This is a genomic window from Streptomyces krungchingensis, from assembly GCF_054729265.1.
Map to the genome: position 1 here is coordinate 8,301,162 of NZ_JBPUKY010000001.1, position 16,371 is coordinate 8,317,532.

At 70.5% G+C, this 16,371-nt stretch carries 12 protein-coding genes; 3 read left to right on the plus strand and 9 right to left on the minus strand.

Annotated features, from left to right (window positions below):
• Position 1 precedes the first annotated feature (1 nt).
• The 6 genes from ACSYGO_RS36155 to ACSYGO_RS36180 form a co-directional block, all read right to left on the minus strand.
• A complete protein-coding gene (locus ACSYGO_RS36155) occupies positions 2-529 on the minus strand; it encodes a MaoC family dehydratase (protein WP_426680912.1) in 528 nt (175 codons plus the stop codon).
• Between the two features lie 5 nt (positions 530-534).
• Positions 535-1,500: an HpcH/HpaI aldolase/citrate lyase family protein gene (locus ACSYGO_RS36160; RefSeq protein WP_432175019.1), complete on the minus strand. Its 966-nt coding sequence runs from the start codon at positions 1,498-1,500 to the stop codon at positions 535-537.
• Positions 1,497-3,524, minus strand: coding sequence for a protein meaA (locus ACSYGO_RS36165; protein WP_426680910.1), 2,028 nt, complete (start codon positions 3,522-3,524; stop codon positions 1,497-1,499). Before ACSYGO_RS36165 ends, ACSYGO_RS36160 begins: the two co-directional genes overlap by 4 nt.
• Positions 3,525-3,533: 9 nt before the next feature.
• Complete coding sequence (gene ccrA / locus ACSYGO_RS36170; protein ID WP_095937579.1) at positions 3,534-4,871, minus strand: crotonyl-CoA carboxylase/reductase; 1,338 nt, start codon at positions 4,869-4,871, stop codon at positions 3,534-3,536.
• A gap of 919 nt (positions 4,872-5,790) precedes the next feature.
• Entirely contained in the window at positions 5,791-6,603 is an 813-nt protein-coding gene (locus tag ACSYGO_RS36175; RefSeq protein WP_426680909.1) for a TetR family transcriptional regulator, read from the minus strand.
• Between the two features lie 136 nt (positions 6,604-6,739).
• A complete protein-coding gene (locus ACSYGO_RS36180) occupies positions 6,740-8,545 on the minus strand; it encodes a 3-hydroxyacyl-CoA dehydrogenase family protein (protein WP_460389142.1) in 1,806 nt (601 codons plus the stop codon).
• Positions 8,546-8,914: 369 nt separating this feature from the next.
• Here ACSYGO_RS36180 and ACSYGO_RS36185 point away from each other — a divergent pair, with 369 nt between their 5' ends.
• A complete protein-coding gene (locus tag ACSYGO_RS36185) occupies positions 8,915-9,493 on the plus strand; it encodes an adenylosuccinate lyase (protein ID WP_460389144.1) in 579 nt (192 codons plus the stop codon).
• A gap of 130 nt (positions 9,494-9,623) precedes the next feature.
• On the opposite strand, the gene ACSYGO_RS36190 is transcribed toward ACSYGO_RS36185, so the two are convergent.
• The 3 genes from ACSYGO_RS36190 to ACSYGO_RS36200 all read right to left on the minus strand — a co-directional run bounded on the left by ACSYGO_RS36190 (position 9,624) and on the right by ACSYGO_RS36200 (position 13,171).
• Positions 9,624-10,136: a GNAT family N-acetyltransferase gene (locus ACSYGO_RS36190; protein WP_432175030.1), complete on the minus strand. Its 513-nt coding sequence runs from the start codon at positions 10,134-10,136 to the stop codon at positions 9,624-9,626.
• Between the two features lie 199 nt (positions 10,137-10,335).
• Positions 10,336-11,919 (minus strand): alpha/beta hydrolase, encoded by a 1,584-nt coding sequence (locus ACSYGO_RS36195; protein WP_435225324.1) that lies wholly within the window; start codon positions 11,917-11,919, stop codon positions 10,336-10,338.
• Between the two features lie 205 nt (positions 11,920-12,124).
• Positions 12,125-13,171 carry an Rv2578c family radical SAM protein gene (locus tag ACSYGO_RS36200; RefSeq protein ID WP_432175022.1) on the minus strand — a complete coding sequence of 349 codons (1,047 nt, stop codon included), beginning with the start codon at positions 13,169-13,171 and terminating at the stop codon, positions 12,125-12,127.
• A gap of 170 nt (positions 13,172-13,341) precedes the next feature.
• Here ACSYGO_RS36200 and ACSYGO_RS36205 point away from each other — a divergent pair, with 170 nt between their 5' ends.
• Positions 13,342-13,788 carry an SRPBCC family protein gene (locus ACSYGO_RS36205; RefSeq protein WP_426680904.1) on the plus strand — a complete coding sequence of 149 codons (447 nt, stop codon included), beginning with the start codon at positions 13,342-13,344 and terminating at the stop codon, positions 13,786-13,788.
• Positions 13,789-13,966: 178 nt separating this feature from the next.
• On the plus strand, positions 13,967-16,357 hold the full coding sequence (locus ACSYGO_RS36210; protein ID WP_426680903.1) for an MFS transporter: 2,391 nt from the start codon (positions 13,967-13,969) through the stop codon (positions 16,355-16,357).
• The last annotated feature ends 14 nt before the right edge of the window (positions 16,358-16,371 follow it).

Here is a 16,371-nt window from a genome sequence, read left to right on the forward strand (position 1 = left end):
GCTACTTCTCCGTCTTCTTGTCCGCGGGTGCGGCCAGCTCGGGACGGCCTGGCTGCTCGCCGCCGCGCTCCTTGATGTACGTCTCGGTGGGGACCATCACCTTGCGGCGGAACACGCACACCAGCGTGCCGTCCTGCTTGTAGCCCTTGGTCTCGACGTAGACGATCCCGCGGTCCGACTTGGACCGGGAGGGCGTCTTGTCCAGAACGGTCGTCTCGCCGTAGATCGTGTCGCCGTGGAAGGTCGGCGCCACGTGCCGCAGCGACTCGATCTCCAGGTTGGCGATCGCCTTGCCCGACACGTCCGGCACGGACATGCCGAGGAGCAGCGAGTAGATGTAGTTGCCGACGACGACGTTCTTCCCGAAATCTGTCGTCTTCTCCGCATAGTTCGTGTCCATGTGGAGCGGGTGGTGGTTCATGGTCAGCAGACAGAAGAGGTGGTCGTCGTACTCCGTGACCGTCTTCCCGGGCCAGTGCTTGTAGACCGCGCCGACCTCGAACTCTTCGTAGGTGCGTCCGAACTGCATGGTGCTCAGGCCTCCGGGGCTTCGAACTTGCTGGTGCGCTGCATGCCGGCGGCCCGGCCCTTGCCCGAGATGACCAGGGCCATCTTGCGGCTGGCCTCGTCGATCATCTCGTCGCCGAGCATCGCGGAGCCCTTCTTGCCGCCCGCCTCGGACGTGTAGTAGTCGTACGCGTCCAGGATCAGCTCGGCGTGGTCGAAGTCCTCCTGGGAGGGCGAGAAGATCTCGTTGGAGGCCTCGACCTGGCCCGGGTGCAGCACCCACTTGCCGTCGAAGCCGAGCGCGGCGGCGCGCTGGGCGACCTCGCGGTAGCCGTCGATGTTCCGGATCTGGAGGTAGGGGCCGTCGATCGCCTGGAGGTTGTTGGCGCGGGCGGCCATCAGGATCTTCATCAGGATGTAGTGGTAGGCGTCCGCCGGGTAGCCGGGCGGCTGCTCGCCCACGACGAGCGACTTCATGTTGATGGACGCCATGAAGTCGGCCGGGCCGAAGATGATGGTCTCGACGCGCTGGGAGGCCGTCGCGATCTCGTTGACGTTGTTCAGGCCCTGGGCGTTCTCGATCTGCGCCTCGATGCCGATCTTGCCGACCTCGAAGCCCATCGTCTTCTCGATCTGCGTCAGCAGCAGGTCAAGCGCCACGACCTGCTCGGCCGTCTGCACCTTCGGCAGCATGATGCAGTCGAGGTTCTGGCCCGCACCCTCCACGACGGTCACGACGTCGCGGTACGTCCACTCGGTGGTCCAGTCGTTGACGCGCACGACCCGCGTCTTGCCGGTCCAGTCGCCCTCGTTGAGGAACTTCACGATGGTGTGCCGTGCCCCGGGCTTGGCCAGCGGCGCGCACGCGTCCTCCAGGTCGAGGAAGACCTGGTCCGCGGGGAGGCCCTGGGCCTTCTCCAGGAAGCGCGGGTTGCTCCCCGGTACCGCGAGGCAGGAGCGACGCGGACGCAGACGGTTGACGGGCGTGGTCATGCGGGGACCTCCAGGGGGTCGAGCTTGTTCGCTTTCCGGATCTCGTCGACGATACGGCCGATGATTCCGGTGATGTCGAAGTCCTTCGGTGTGAAGACCGCGGCCACTCCCGCGGCCCGCAGCTGCTCGGCGTCGGCGTTCGGGATGATCCCGCCCGCGATCACCGGGATGTCCGTGGCGCCGGCCTCGCGCAGCCTCTCCAGCACGTCCGGCACCAACTGGGCGTGCGAGCCGGACAGGATGGACAGTCCGACACCGTGCACGTCCTCCGCGACCGCGGCGTCGACTATCTGTTCGGGCGTCAGCCGGATGCCCTGGTAGACCACCTCGAAGCCGGCGTCGCGGGCCCGCACGGCGATCTGCTCGGCGCCGTTGGAGTGTCCGTCCAGGCCCGGCTTGCCGACCAGGAAGCGGAGCTTGCCGACACCGAGGTCCCGTGCCGTCAGTTCCACCTTGCGGCGGACCTGGGCGAGCGCGGTGCCCTCCTCGGCGGTGACCGCGACGGGCGCGGAGGAGACACCGGTCGGTGCGCGGAACTCGCCGAACACCTCGCGCAGGGCCCCGGCCCACTCGCCGGTGGTGACCCCGGCGCGGGCGCACTCCAGGGTGGCCTCCATGAGGTTGTCGGTGCCCTTGGCGGCCTCCTTCAGCCGCTCCAGCGCCTTGCACGGACGCGGGTGGTTGAACGGAGGCTGGTAGCGCGTGTCGCGCCAGTTCTCCAGGGCGCCGATCACCCGGGCCTCGACCGCCGGGTCGACCGTCTGGATGGCGGCGTCCAGGTCGGCCGTGAGCGGGTTCGGCTCGGTGGACTCGAAGATGTTGACGCCGACGATCTTCTCCTGGCCGGACTCGATACGGCCGCGGCGCTCGGCGTGCGAGGAGACGAGCTGCGACTTCAGGTAGCCCGACTCGACGGCGGCCATCGCGCCGCCCATCTCCTGGATGCGGTCGATCTCGGCCAGCGACTCCTCGACGAGGGACGACACCTTGGCCTCGATGACGTGCGAACCCTCGAAGATGTCCTCGTACTCCAGCAGGTCGCTCTCGTGCGCGAGCACCTGCTGGATGCGCAGCGACCACTGCTGGTCCCAGGGCCGGGGCAGGCCCAGCGCCTCGTTCCAGGCCGGCAGCTGCACGGCACGCGCGCGTGCGTCCTTCGAGAGGGTCACGGCCAGCATCTCGAGCACGATCCGCTGGACGTTGTTCTCCGGCTGCGCCTCGGTCAGACCGAGGGAGTTGACTTGGACGCCGTACCGGAAACGCCGCTGCTTGGGGTTCTCGATGCCGTACCGCTCGCGGGTGATCCGGTCCCAGATGCGCCCGAACGCCCGCATCTTGCACATCTCCTCGACGAAGCGGACACCCGCGTTGACGAAGAAGGAGATACGGGCCACGACGTCGCCCTTGCGGTCCTCGGCGATCTGGCCGGACGCGAACACCGCGTCCAGGACGGCGATCGCGGTGGACATCGCGTACGCGATCTCCTGGACCGGCGTGGCGCCCGCCTCCTGCAGGTGGTAGCTGCAGATGTTGATCGGGTTCCACTTCGGGATGTGGTTCACCGTGTAGGTGATCATGTCCGTCGTCAGACGGAGGGAGGGACCCGGCGGGAAGACGTGCGTCCCCCGCGACAGGTACTCCTTCACGATGTCGTTCTGGGTCGTGCCCTGGAGCTTGGTGATGTCCGCGCCCTGCTCCTCGGCGACGACCTGATACAGCGCCAGCAGCCACATGGCCGTGGCGTTGATCGTCATCGAGGTGTTCATCTGCTCCAGGGGGATGTCCTGGAACAGACGGCGCATGTCACCGAGGTGGGAGACCGGGACCCCGACCCGGCCGACCTCGCCGCGGGCGAGGATGTGGTCGGGGTCGTAACCGGTCTGCGTCGGAAGGTCGAACGCGACCGACAGGCCTGTCTGGCCCTTCGCGAGGTTGCGTCGGTACAGCTCGTTCGACGCCTCGGCGGTGGAGTGACCGGCGTACGTGCGCATCAGCCACGGCCGGTCCTTCTGACGCTCAGTCATCTGGGGACCTCAGACGTTCCGGAAGCGGTTGATGGCGTCGATGTGCTGGGCGCGCTTCTCGTGGTCGCGGACGCCCAGGCCCTCCTCGGGGGCGAGCGCCAGCACGCCGACCTTGCCCTGGTGGAGGTTGCGGTGCACGTCGTAGGCGGCCTGCCCGGTGTCCTCCAGGGAGTAGACCTTGGAGAGCGTCGGGTGGATCTTGCCCTTGGCGATCAGGCGGTTGGCCTCCCACGCCTCGCGGTAGTTGGCGAAGTGCGAGCCGATGATCCGCTTCAGCGACATCCACAGGTAGCGGTTGTCGTACTCGTGCATGTAGCCCGAGGTCGAGGCGCAGGTGGTGATGGTGCCGCCCTTGCGGGTGACGTAGACCGAGGCGCCGAAGGTCTCGCGGCCGGGGTGCTCGAAGACGATGTCGATGTCCTCGCCGCCGGTGAATTCGCGGATGCGCTTGCCGAAGCGCTTCCACTCCTTCGGGTCCTGCGTGCGCTCGTCCTTCCAGAACTTGTAGCCCTCGGCGCTGCGGTCGATGATCGCCTCGGCGCCCATCGAGCGGCAGATGTCCGCCTTCTGCTCGCTGGAGACGACACAGATCGGGTTGGCGCCGCCGGCCAGCGCGAACTGGGTGGCGTACGAGCCGAGCCCGCCGCTCGCACCCCAGATCAGCACGTTGTCGCCCTGCTTCATGCCGGCGCCGTTGCGGGAGACCAGCTGCCGGTAGGCGGTGGAGTTCACCAGGCCGGGAGCGGCGGCCTCCTCCCACGACAGGTGGTCGGGCTTCGGCATCAGCTGGTTGGACTTGACCAGGGCGATCTCGGCGAGTCCGCCGAAGTTGGTCTCGAAGCCCCAGATGCGCTGCTCGGGGTCGAGCATCGTGTCGTTGTGGCCGTCCGAGGACTCCAGCTCGACCGACAGGCAGTGCGCGACGACCTCGTCGCCGGGGTGCCAGGCGTTCACGCCCGGGCCGGTGCGCAGGACGACGCCCGCGAGGTCGGAACCGATGATGTGGTACGGCAGGTCGTGGCGCTTGGTCAGCTCGCTGAGCCGGCCGTAGCGCTCCAGGAAGCCGAAGGTCGACAGCGGCTCGAAGATCGAGGTCCACACGGAGTTGTAGTTGACCGAGGAGGCCATGACGGCCACCAGGGCCTCGCCCGGGCCGAGCTCCGGCACCGGCACGTTGTCCAGGTGGATCGACTTGCGGGGGTCCTTGTCGCGGGTGCTGAGCCCGGCGAACATCTCCGTCTCGTCCTTGTGCACGGTGATCGCACGGTAGGACTCGGGGAGCGGCAGAGCGGCGAAGTCGTCAGACGTGGCGGTCTGCGACTGAATCGCGTCCAGGATTTCCTTCACTGTGTTGCCTCCGGCGATGAGCGTCCTGAGGGAAGACGCTGAGGGTTACGTCGGTGCTGCTGAGGGTGTGAGGGGTGCCGTCGGTTCGGCGGAGGTGGTGCTGTGGCGGCGCTTGGTCGGCGCAGGAGGTTGCCTGTGACGCAGGCGTCCGGGCGCGCAGCCTGGGGGGCTTGCGGGGACAGCCGGCGTACGAAAGGTCTCTGCACGCCGGCCGCCCGGACTCCTTCAACGTATGACACCGCGTGTCACCTGACAAGGCACTGAGTGCCAGAAGTTGGCCTCAGATGAAATCTTTACGTAACAAATGAGCGATGATCGATCAAAGCTACTGTCGAGTAGGTGGCTATGGGAGGTCTTGTCGTGGTCCGCCGGATGTCACGGCGGGGGCGCTGCCCGTGTGCGTTCCGGACGCCGGGTGAGTGCGCGGAACGGTGCGGCGAGGGCGGGGCGGGGAGGCTGCCCGCGAGCGTCCGTGAGGAGGTGTGGGGCCCCGCTGCTGGACGGCGGGTCGACTGTCTGGAGGGGTGGCGACGGACGCCTTCCCTGCCACCGGCTCCGGACCGGGGTGCCGGGCGGGCGGGCCCGGCGGCCCTCGGGATCGGCGGCACCGGCGAAGGCCGGGATTCTCGCGGCCGGGGAGTCGGGGAGCCGGGGCATGGCGCGGCCCGGGGCGGTGGGCATGGCCCGGGCCGGAGCCCTCATGGCTCGGAGGTGCGAGCCCCGGCGGCCCGGCCGAGGAGTCGCGGGGCCTTGGGTCGGGTTCCGGGGCCCGTCTCGGAGTCCGGGGCGGTCACGGATCCGAGGTGCGGGCCCCGGTGCCGGCGAGGTCGGGGAGTGGCGCGGCCTCGGATCGGGGTTCCGAGCCGTCACGGTTCGGAGGTGCGCGCCGCGGCGTCGGCGCGGCGCGCGGGCGAAGCCGCTACGGACGCTCCTTGAGCGCCTGCTCGATCGTGCGCATGACCTGGTCGAGCGGGGCGTCGACCCGGGCGACGGTCACCAGCACGTCGCCTTCCGTGAAGGAGGAGGCGGGTGCCGAACGGGGAGCGGTCTCCCGCCCGGCGCCGATCCCGTTGCCGAACGTCTTCCGCACGATGGCGAAGGCGTGGTCGAGCTGTGCCTCCACGTCGCCCTGGCCGCCCGCCCGCAGCCAGCGCCGCAGCACGTGGTTGTGGGCGGTGACGACGGCGGACGCGGCCACCTCGGCCAGCAGCGGGTCGTCGTTGGCGTCGTCGTCGTGCGCGTGCTCGTCGAAGTGGCCCAGCAGATAACGCGTGAAGAGTCGCTCGTAGCGGGCCACCGAAGCGATCTCGGCCTCGCGCAGGGTGGGTACCTCGCGCGTGAGCTTGTAGCGGGCGACCGAGATCTCGGGCCGCGCCGCGTACATCTTCATGACTTCCTTGATGCCCCGGCACACGGTGTCGAGCGGGTGCTCGTGCGCGGGAGCCGCGTTGAGCACGGCCTCGGCCCGGATCAGCGTGTCGTCGTGGTCGGGGAAGATCGCCTCTTCCTTGGAGCGGAAGTGGCGGAAGAAGGTCCGGCGGGCCACTCCGGCCTGGGCCGCGATCTCGTCGACGGTGGTCGCCTCGTACCCCTTCGTCGCGAACAGCTCCATGGCCGCGGCCGCCAGTTCCCGGCGCATCTTGAGGCGTTGAGCGGCCGCGCGACTGCCGGCGGCACTTTCCGGTGCGTCGGGCGTGGCTGGTGTACGTGAGGACTTGGCGGGCTGGGACATGACCCGAACGTACTGCATGTGCGCAGGGGAGCGCGCATGTCCGGGGATCCCCCCGCCCTCCTGGGGCGGGGGGTGTCCGGCCGGGTCGAGCAGTCCGCCCCAGTCGGGGCTCTCCGCGAACCAGTCGCCCGTACGCTCAGCGCCGGGCATATTCGCGGAAGCCGCGGCCGGTCTTGCGGCCGAGGCAGCCCGCGGCCACCAGGTGTTCGAGGAGCGGCGCGGGGGCCAGGCCGGGGTCGCGGAACTCGCGGTGCAGGACCTTCTCGATGGCGAGCGAGACGTCCAGGCCGACCACGTCCAGCAGCTCGAAGGGACCCATCGGGTAGCCGCCGCCCAGCTTCATCGCGGCGTCGATGTCGTCGAGCGTCGCGTAGTGCTCCTCGACCATCTTGATCGCGTTGTTCAGGTACGGGAACAGCAGGGCGTTCACGATGAATCCCGCCCGGTCACCGCAGTCCACCGGGTGCTTGCGGACCTTCGCGCAGACCTCGCGCACGGTGGCGTGCACGTCGTCGGCGGTGAGCACGGTGCGCACGACCTCGACGAGCTTCATCGCCGGGGCCGGGTTGAAGAAGTGCATGCCGATCACGTCCTGCGGGCGCGAGGTGGCGCGGGCGCAGGCCACGACGGGCAGCGACGACGTGGTGGTGGCCAGGATCGCGCCGGGCTTGCAGACCTTGTCGAACGTGGCGAACAGCTGCTGCTTGATCGCCAGGTCCTCGGCGACGGCCTCCAGGGCCAGGTCGACGTCGGCGAACGCGTCGTACGTGCCCGCCGGGGTGATCAGGTCCAGGGTCTGCGCGGCGGCCTCGGCGGTCATCCGCCCCTTGTCGACAGAACGCGAAAGCGACTTGCCGATACGGGCCTTGGCGGCCTGCGCCTTCTCCGCGCTGCGGGCGGCGAGGACGACCTCGTACCCGGCCTTCGCGAAGACCTCGGCGATGCCGGACGCCATGGTGCCGGACCCCGCGACGCCGACGGAGCGGACGGTGCGGCCCGGGACCAGGGCGGCGCCCTCCAGCGGCGTGAGCGCGTCCCGCACGACGGTCGCGCTGCCGGGGGCCTCGTACGAGTAGAAGCCGCGGCCCGACTTCCGGCCGGTCAGGCCCGCCTCGCTGAGCTGCTTGAGGATGGGCGCGGGAGCGTGCAGCCGGTCGTGCGACTCGGCGTACATGGCCTCCAGGACCGTGCGCGCGGTGTCCACGCCGATCAGGTCCAGCAGTGCGAGCGGGCCCATGGGCAGGCCGCAGCCGAGCCTCATCGCCGCGTCGATGTCCTCGCGGGAGGCGTACTTCGCCTCGTACATCGCGGCGGCCTGGTTGAGGTAGCCGAACAGCAGTCCGTCCGCGACGAAACCGGGGCGGTCCCCGACCGCGACGGGCTCCTTGCCGAGCTCGATCGCCAGGTCGGTGACGGCGCCGACGGCCTGCGGGGAGGTCAGCACCGACGAGACGACCTCGACGAGCTTCATCGCCGGGGCCGGGTTGAAGAAGTGCAGTCCGAGGACGCGCTCGGGGCGGGCCGAGTCGGCGGCGAGCCGCGTCACGGACAGCGCGTTGGTGCCGGTCGCGAGGATGGCCTCGGGGCGCACGACGGCGTCGAGCTCCCGGAAGACCTGCTGCTTGATGTCGTACGACTCCGGGGTCACCTCGATGACCAGGTCGGCGTCGGCCGCGGCGGCCAGCTCGGTGAAGGTGCGGAAGCGGGAGAGGACGTCGCCGCGCTCCTGCTCGGTGAGGCGCTCGCGCTGCACGGCGCGGGCCGTGGACGCTTCGAGCGCGGTGACGGCCTGGGTGGCCGCGGCCTCGCTGATGTCGATGCCGATCACCTCGCGGCCGGCGCGGGCGAGGACCTCGGCGATGCCGGTGCCCATGGTGCCGAGGCCGACCACGGCGACGGTCTTGAGCTGGGGCAGAGGGGTGTCGGACAGGGGAGTGGCCATCGCGGGACTCCAGGAAGAGGGTGACGACTGAGGAGTGCACATGGGGTGCGCCGACGGGCGCACCGGGTGCGGAGATTGCGGGTGTTGCCGGGCTGACTGGCGCACACGCCCGGTCCGTCCCGAGGCGCTCACAACGCGCGCCCCGACGAACGGTGAAGTCGACCGGCCCTGTCCCAAGCCGTGTCGTACTGCGGTACCTGAGGCACCGAACCGACTGCTCCTGCGGCGGCTGCGTCACCAGGCCACCGCAAGGGTGAGGCGAGTGGGTAACTCGCTCGTCTGAGCTTAACCCGCCGGTAACGAGCGCGCCAGCCCCCGAGTTTGTGATGTACGTCCCGACGTCCCACGCGTTTCTCTAGACTCGGCGTCATGGACGGAGAGTTGCGATCACTCACGGAGCGTCTACGGAACGAGGCCGCAGGCTCGGCGGAGTACGACCGGCTCGTGGCGACCGAGGACGCCGACGCACTGGCGTCCGCGCTCACGGAGGCCGGACAGCCTTTGTGGGCCAGGGAGTTGGTCGCTTTCCGGCTCGGGCTGGCCGGGGACCGGCGGGCCTTCGAGGCACTCGTCCTGCTGCTCAACCACCGCGACCCGCAGCGCTGCGCGTCCGCCGCGTACGCGCTGGCACGGCTCGGCGATCCGCGCACCGCCCGCGCGGCGGCGGCGCTCGCCACGAACGAGCTGCGCGTCGCCTACGCCCTCCATCCGATACGGCTGCTCGTCGAGCTGCGCGCCCCCGAGGCGGTGCCCGCGCTGATCACCACCCTGGAGCGCCGGCTGCGCCTGCACGACCCCTACCGGAGCGTGGCCCTCGCGTGCGTGCAGGGCCTCGGCGCGCTGGGGGACGACCGTGCGAGACCCGTGCTGAGCGAGGCGCTGGCCCATCCGGCCCTCGCGGAGGCGGCGGTCCACGCGCTGGCCCTGCTGCCCGCTCGGAAGGGGTAGGGCGGACCGGAAGGCGCGGGATCGGCCGGAAAGGTGTGCGGGCGCCCGGCGCGCGCGGTGCCGGCCGGAGGGCGCCGGGACGGGACCGTCCAGCGCCTCGCGGGGACGTCGGCGACCCGGCGAGGGCGGCTCAGGTGAGGGCGGTACCGGACAGGGGGCGCGCGTAACGCACCTCGGGTATCGCGACACCGTCGACCTCGAAAGGCTCCTCGGCGCCGTCCGGTCCGAAACCCGACCGCTCGTAGAAACGGCGGGCCGGAGCGTTCTCCTTGAGGACCCACAGCAGCATCCGCTCGTGACCGGCCGCCGCGCACCGGGCGACGGACTCGGCGAGCAGGGCCCGCCCGATCCCGCTGCCGACCCGGCCCGGACGCACGTAGATCGCGTACAACTCGATGTCGCCGGTGCGGACTTCGCCGTCCCGGTACGGACCGTGGCAGGCCCAGCCGACCAGCTCGCCCTGCCGCTCGGCGACCAGGTTCACCACATCGCCGCCGCCCCGCTCGAAGAACGCGCGCCGACGCGCCGTGTCCTCGGCCACGCTGAGCCCGTCGAGGTACGCCTGCGGTATCAGCCCCTGGTACGCGCTCTGCCAGCCGCGCACACGGATCTCGGCGACGTGCGGGCAGTCGTCGAGGGTCATCTCGCGGATCACGAGCCCGCTCACCCGCACACCACCCCGTACGAGCGGTTCCCCCGGCTGTCCCCGTGGGGCGTCGGGGACAGCGGCGTGGCGGCGGGGGCCGGCCCGTCGGGGGCGGTGACGCGCGTCGGTTCGGTCATGGGTCCATGGTGGACCACGGGTCCGACAGCGCCCCCGACGGGCCTTCGGCCTGCGGGGATCAGCCCCGGAAGCCGAGCAGTCCGTGCAGCGTCGAACCCCGCGAGGAGGCGGACGCGGCCTTCGCCTTCAGCGGCTCAGGGTCGGGCAGCTTCTTGCACACCGCGTCGGCCTCACCGCTGCCGTGCGGCACCTTGCCCTCGGTCAGATACGCCGTCAGGTACTTGTCCAGGCAGGCGTTGCCGCTCAGCGTGATGCCGTGGTTCCCGCCGCCCTGCTCGACGACCAGACTGGAGCCGCGCAGCTTGCGGTGGACCGTGACACCGCCCTGGTACGGGGTGGCGGCGTCGTCCGTGGCCTGGAAGAGCAGCACCGGCGGCAGCGACTTGTTGGAGATGTCCACCGGCCGCAGCGAGCGCGTCGGCCAGAAGGCACAGGGCGCGTTGTACCAGGCGTTGTTCCATGCCATGAACGGCGCCTTCTCGTACACCGCCCAGTTGTCCTTGCGCCACTGGTTCCAGTCCTTCGGCCAGGACGCGTCACGGCACTGCACCGCGGTGTAGACGCTGTAGCCGTTGTCGCCCGAGGCGTCCACGGCACCGAAGTCCTCGTACGCCTGGACGAGCGAGTCGCTCTTCTTGCCGTTCGCGTAGTCCGAGAACGCCTGGGCGAGGTGGGGCCAGTAGCCGTTGTAGTAGCCACCGGGGATGAAGGTGTCCTCCAGCTCGGAGGCGCCCACCTTCTTCTGTGCGGGCTTCTTGGCGAGCGCGGCGCGCATCGCGTACCACTTGGCCTCGACCTTGGCCGGGTCGGTGCCCAGCTTGTAGGTCGCGTTGTGCTTGGCGATCCACGCCAGGAAGGCCTTCTGACGGTCGTCGAAGGCGTAGTCCTGCCCGAGGTTGTCGTCGTACCACACGCCGTCGGGGTCGACGATGGAGTCCAGGACCAGGCGGCGCACGCGCTGCGGGTACAGCTTCGCGTACACGGCGCCCAGGTAGGTGCCGTACGAGTAGCCGAAGTAGTTGATCTTCTTGGCGCCGAGCGCGCCGCGGATCGAGTCCATGTCGCGGACCGCGTTGACCGTGTCGATGTACGGCAGCAGGCTCGCGTACTTCTTGCCGCACGCGGTGGCGAAGGCCTTGGCGCGGTCGACGTTGGCCTTCTCCAGGGCCGGAGTGGCGGGCACCGAGTCGGGGCGTACGGGCGCGAAGTGCCCCGGCTTGCAGTCCAGCGCGGGCTCGCTCTTGCCGACGCCGCGCGGGTCGAAGCCGATGACGTCGTACTGCGCGGCCACCGACTTCGGCAGCGAGGAGGCGACGAATCCGGCCAGGGTGAGCCCGCTGCCGCCGGGGCCGCCCGGGTTCACCAGCAACGGTCCCTGGGACTTCGCGGCGGTGTGCGGGACGCGCGAGAGGGCGAGGGTGATCTTCCGCCCGTCGGGGTGCGAGTGGTCCAGCGGCACCTTCACCGACGCGCACTGGAGCGTCGGGTAGTCGCTGGTCGCACACTTCTTCCAGGTGAGCTTGGCGGTCTGGGTGGTGCGCGGTGCGGTCGCGGAGCCGGCGCTCGCGTCGGCCGGGATCGACGTGATCATCCCGGCCACCACGGCGGCTGCCCCGCACAGAGCAGCTGCGCGTTTCTTCATAAGGCCTCCCAGGACGGAGGTTTTGAGCCGTGCACGCCACGGCCTTCGCCGCATCGTGCCGGAAAGGGAGGCCGGAGGAACTGGTTCTGACAAGACTTGACCCGATTGAGCCGGGAGATCGCTCGGATGCCGTTAGAAGTGTTCACGGACGCCGGTGAACCGGTCCTGGGAGTTCATGCGGCACGGGTGGCGCGCCGCGCGGTCGTCACAGCAGCGTCAGCTGGGTCGGCTCGGAGGCCACGGTTTCGGGAGCGGCCGGTTCGGGGGCCGCGGTCCTGCGCGGCATCCCCGCGCGCGTGGGGCCGATGCCGTACTCCTGCGCCAGCTCGTGCACCTGACGGGTGATCCGGCGCTGGTACCACTTCGGGGCGTAGGCGCCCTCCGCGTACAGCCGCTCGTAGCGGCGGACCAGGTACGGGTGGTGCCGTTCCAGCCAGGCCATGAACCACTCGCGGGCGCCGGGCCGGAGGTGGAGGACCAGCGGGGTCACGGACGTGGCCCCCGAGGCGGCGATCGCGCGGACGGTGGCGCGCAGCTGAGCGGGGTGGTCGCCGAGGAAGGGGATGACGGGCGCCATCAGCACACCGCAGCCGATGCCGTGGTCCGTCAGGGTGCGCACCACGTCCAGGCGGCGTTCCGGAGCCGGGGTGCCCGGCTCGACCGTGCGCCACAGCTCGGTGTCGGTGAAGCCCACCGAGACGGAGATGCCGACGTCGGTCACCTCGGACGCCTGCCTGAGCAGGTCGAGGTCGCGCAGGATCAGCGTGCCCTTGGTCAGGATCGAGAAGGGGTTCGCGTGGTCGCGCAGGGCCGCGATGATGCCGGGCATCAGCCGGTAGCGGCCCTCGGCCCGCTGGTAGCAGTCGACGTTGGTGCCCATCGCGATGTGCTCGCCGTGCCAGCGGCGCGAGGCGAGCTGGCGGCGCAGCAGGTCAGGCGCGTTGACCTTCACCACGATCTGGGAGTCGAAGTCGAGCCCGGTGTCGAGGTCCAGATAGCTGTGCGTCTTGCGGGCGAAGCAGTACACGCACGCGTGCGTGCACCCTCTGTAGGGGTTGACCGTCCACTCGAAGGGCATGCGCGAAGCCCCCGGCACCCGGTTCACGATCGATCGCGCCCGGATCTCGTGAAAGGTGATCCCGCGGAACTCGGGGGTGTCGAACGTACGGGTGGTCACCGCGTCCGCGCCGAACAGCGCGGCGTCGCGGGCCGGGTCCCCGGCGGGGTCCACGGTGAGGTTCTCCCAGCGCATGGCGCCTCCTCGGTAGCACTGACCACAGAATAGAACACATGTTCCCTTGATCGTGCGACCGGATACCCGCATCGCCCGGCAGACCCCGCCCGGCCCCGATTTGGGCGGCCGGGCCGCCTGGTGGTTGGCTGGCCGCACACCCCGAGGAACCAAGTGCTGGAGGAAGTGCAATGGCGCAGGTCGAGGCCACGACGGAGCGGGTCATCGCGGCGGACGCGGAGGCGGTGTTCGACGCGCTGGCCGACTACAGCGGCACGCGCGCGAAGCTGCTGCCGGAGCACTTCAGCGAGTACGAGGTGCGTGAGGGCGGCGACGGCGAGGGCACCCTCGTCCACTGGAAGCTCCAGGCCACCAGCAAGCGCGTCCGCGACTGCCTGCTCGAGGTGAGCGAGCCCACCGACGGCGAGCTCGTCGAGAAGGACCGCAATTCCTCGATGGTCACCACCTGGCGGGTCACGCCGGCCGGTGAGGGCTCGTCCCGCGTCGTGGTCACCAGCGTCTGGAACGGCGCCGGCGGCATCGGCGGCTTCTTCGAGAAGACCTTCGCGCCCAAGGGGCTCGGGCGGATCTACGACGCGGTGCTCGTCAGGCTCGCCGCCGAGACCGAGAAGAAGTAGCGGTCCCGGGGAGTAGGCGCCCGGCGCCCAAGGGGCCGCGCTCCAGGGCCCGTTGCGGTCCTCACCGTTTCGAGTGGATCTCCCTCTCGCGCGACGTCGTGCCGTAACTCGTCGCGCTTGCTCGCAGTTGTCGCGATAAGCGGGAATTGTGCGGTGGGCGCGACGAGGGGAGCGGCACGTGGGCGGGATCACTCTGGTGCAGGACGAGCCGGGTACCGCACCCCCGAAGGATGCCGCGGAGGCGGTCGCCCGGCCCGCCGAACTCGACTCGCGCCAGATCCGTCTGGTCTTCTTCGGGCTGATGCTGGCCCTGCTGCTGGCCGCCCTGGAGCAGATGATCGTGGCCACCGCGCTCCCGAAGATCGTCGGGGAGCTGCACGGCCTGGACAAGATGTCCTGGGCGATCACGGCCTACCTGCTCACCTCCACCGTCGGACTCCCGGTCTACGGCAAGTTCGGCGATCTCTTCGGACGCAAGGGCGTCTTCCAGTTCGCGATCGTCGTCTTCGTGATCGGCTCGGCGCTCGCCGGCTGGTCGCGCACCATGGACCAGCTGATCGCCTTCCGCGCGCTCCAGGGCGTCGGCGCGGGCGGTCTCCTCATCGGTGTGCAGGCGATCATCGCGGACATCGTGCCGCCCCGCCGACGCGGCCGTTTCATGGGGCTGATCGGGGCCGGATTCGGCCTGGCATCCGTCGCGGGCCCCCTGCTGGGCGGCTACTTCACCGACCACCTGTCCTGGCGCTGGTGCTTCTACATCAACGTGCCCTTCGGGCTGCTCACGCTGGCCGTCGTGACCGTCGTGCTGAAACTGCCGAAGCCCGAGGCCCGAGGGCGCGTCGACGTCCTGGGCGTGCTCCTGCTCGCCGCCGCGTCCACCTGCCTCGTGCTGCTGACCAGTTGGGGCGGCACGGAGTACGCCTGGGGTTCACAGGTCATCCTCGGGCTCGGAGCCGGCGCGCTCATCGCGACACTGCTGTTCCTCGTGGTCGAGAGCGTCGCGCCCGAACCCCTCATCCCGCTACGGCTGTTCAAGGACGGCGTCTTCAACGTCACGGCGCTGGTGGGGCTCGTCATCGGCGTCGCCCTCTTCGGCGCCGCCAGCTATCTGCCCACCTTCCTGCAGATGGTCGACGGGGCCAGCGCCACCGAATCGGGACTGCTGATGCTCCCCATGATGGGCGGCATCGTCGGCGCGTCCATCATCTCCGGGCAGCTCATCAGCCGCACCGGCCGCTACAAGCCCTATCCGCTCCTCGGCAGCGCCCTCTCCGTCGTCGGCATGTGGCTGCTGTCCCGCCTCGAAGCCGACACGCCCCGGCTGCACTACAGCATCTGGATGGCCGTCCTCGGCGCCGGCATCGGCCTGGTGATGCCGGTCCTGGTCCTCGCCGTCCAGAACTCCGTGCCCCCGGCCGACCTCGGCACCGCGACGAGCGCCAACAACTACTTCCGGCAGATCGGCGGCAGCGTCGGGGCCGCCATCTTCGGCACCCTGTTCGCCCACCGGCTCGCCGACGCCCTCGCCGAGCGTCTGCCCACGCGCGGGCAGGACGCCCTCGGGGACTCCGAGTCCCTCACCCCACAGCTCGTCCACGCGATGCCCGCCGCCCTGCGCGACGACTACATCGGGGCCTACGCGGACGCCATGCCGCGGATCTTCCTCTACCTCGTCCCGGTGCTCGCCCTCGGCCTGGCCATCGCCTTCTTCCTCAAGGAGAAACCCCTGGTGTCCCACAACGCCCCCGCCGCCGAACCGGAAACCGCCCGGACCACCGCCCACATCCCGCCGGGCCGTTCGCCGTACCCGGCCGGAGTCCCCGTCTGCGGCACGGTGCAGCACCCCGACGGCACCGTCGTACCGCGCGCCGCGCTCACCCTCATCGACATCGCGGGAGCCCAGATCGGACGCGGCGCCAGCGGCGAGGACGGACGGTACGCGCTGTCGACGCCGGGATCCGGCTCGTACGTCCTGATCGCCGCGGCCGGCGGCCACCAGCCGCAGGCCGTCTCGGTGACCGTCGGCGAGCGCCCCGTGGAGCTGGACGTCGTGCTCGGCGGCGCGGGACGCCTCGCCGGCAGCGTGCTCACCGCGGACGGCTCCCCGGTACGGGAAGCCACCGTCACCCTCACCAATGTGCACGGCGAGGTGGTGGCCACCACCCGCAGCGGGCGCGAAGGCGGCTACGTCATGACGGAGTTGGTGGCGGGCGAGTACACCCTGGCCGCCAGCGCTCCCGCGTTCCGCCCGGCCGCGCTCCCCGTCTCCGTCCAGGCCGCCCGCGAGACCCGCCAGGACGTCGAGCTCGCGGGCGGTGCCGTGCTGCGCGGCACGGTACGGGCGGGCGGCGGACGCCCCGTCGAGGACGCCCGCGTGACCCTCCTGGACGCCGCGGGCAACGTGGTGGACACCCTGACCACCGGCGCGGACGGAACGTTCCGGTTCGTCGATCTGTCCTCCGGCGAGTACACCGTCATCGCCGCGGGCTACCCGCCGGTGGCGACCGTGCTCCAGGTCGCCGGGGGAGGCAGGACGGAACGGGACCTGCAACTGGGACACGAAGACTGACGCGGGGCGGCGCG

What these genes read in the sequence shown, in the direction of transcription:
- ACSYGO_RS36155 (WP_426680912.1), bottom strand. Translation starts at nt 529, where the DNA reads ATGCAGTTCGGACGCACCTACGAAGAGTTCGAGGTCGGCGCGGTCTAC.
- ACSYGO_RS36160 (WP_432175019.1), bottom strand. Translation starts at nt 1,500, where the DNA reads ATGACCACGCCCGTCAACCGTCTGCGTCCGCGTCGCTCCTGCCTCGCG.
- ACSYGO_RS36165 (WP_426680910.1), bottom strand. Translation starts at nt 3,524, where the DNA reads ATGACTGAGCGTCAGAAGGACCGGCCGTGGCTGATGCGCACGTACGCC.
- ACSYGO_RS36175 (WP_426680909.1), bottom strand. Translation starts at nt 6,603, where the DNA reads ATGTCCCAGCCCGCCAAGTCCTCACGTACACCAGCCACGCCCGACGCA.
- ACSYGO_RS36180 (WP_460389142.1), bottom strand. Translation starts at nt 8,545, where the DNA reads ATGGCCACTCCCCTGTCCGACACCCCTCTGCCCCAGCTCAAGACCGTC.
- ACSYGO_RS36185 (WP_460389144.1), top strand. Translation starts at nt 8,915, where the DNA reads ATGGACGGAGAGTTGCGATCACTCACGGAGCGTCTACGGAACGAGGCC.
- ACSYGO_RS36190 (WP_432175030.1), bottom strand. Translation starts at nt 10,136, where the DNA reads ATGACCCTCGACGACTGCCCGCACGTCGCCGAGATCCGTGTGCGCGGC.
- ACSYGO_RS36195 (WP_435225324.1), bottom strand. Translation starts at nt 11,919, where the DNA reads ATGAAGAAACGCGCAGCTGCTCTGTGCGGGGCAGCCGCCGTGGTGGCC.
- ACSYGO_RS36200 (WP_432175022.1), bottom strand. Translation starts at nt 13,171, where the DNA reads ATGCGCTGGGAGAACCTCACCGTGGACCCCGCCGGGGACCCGGCCCGC.
- ACSYGO_RS36205 (WP_426680904.1), top strand. Translation starts at nt 13,342, where the DNA reads ATGGCGCAGGTCGAGGCCACGACGGAGCGGGTCATCGCGGCGGACGCG.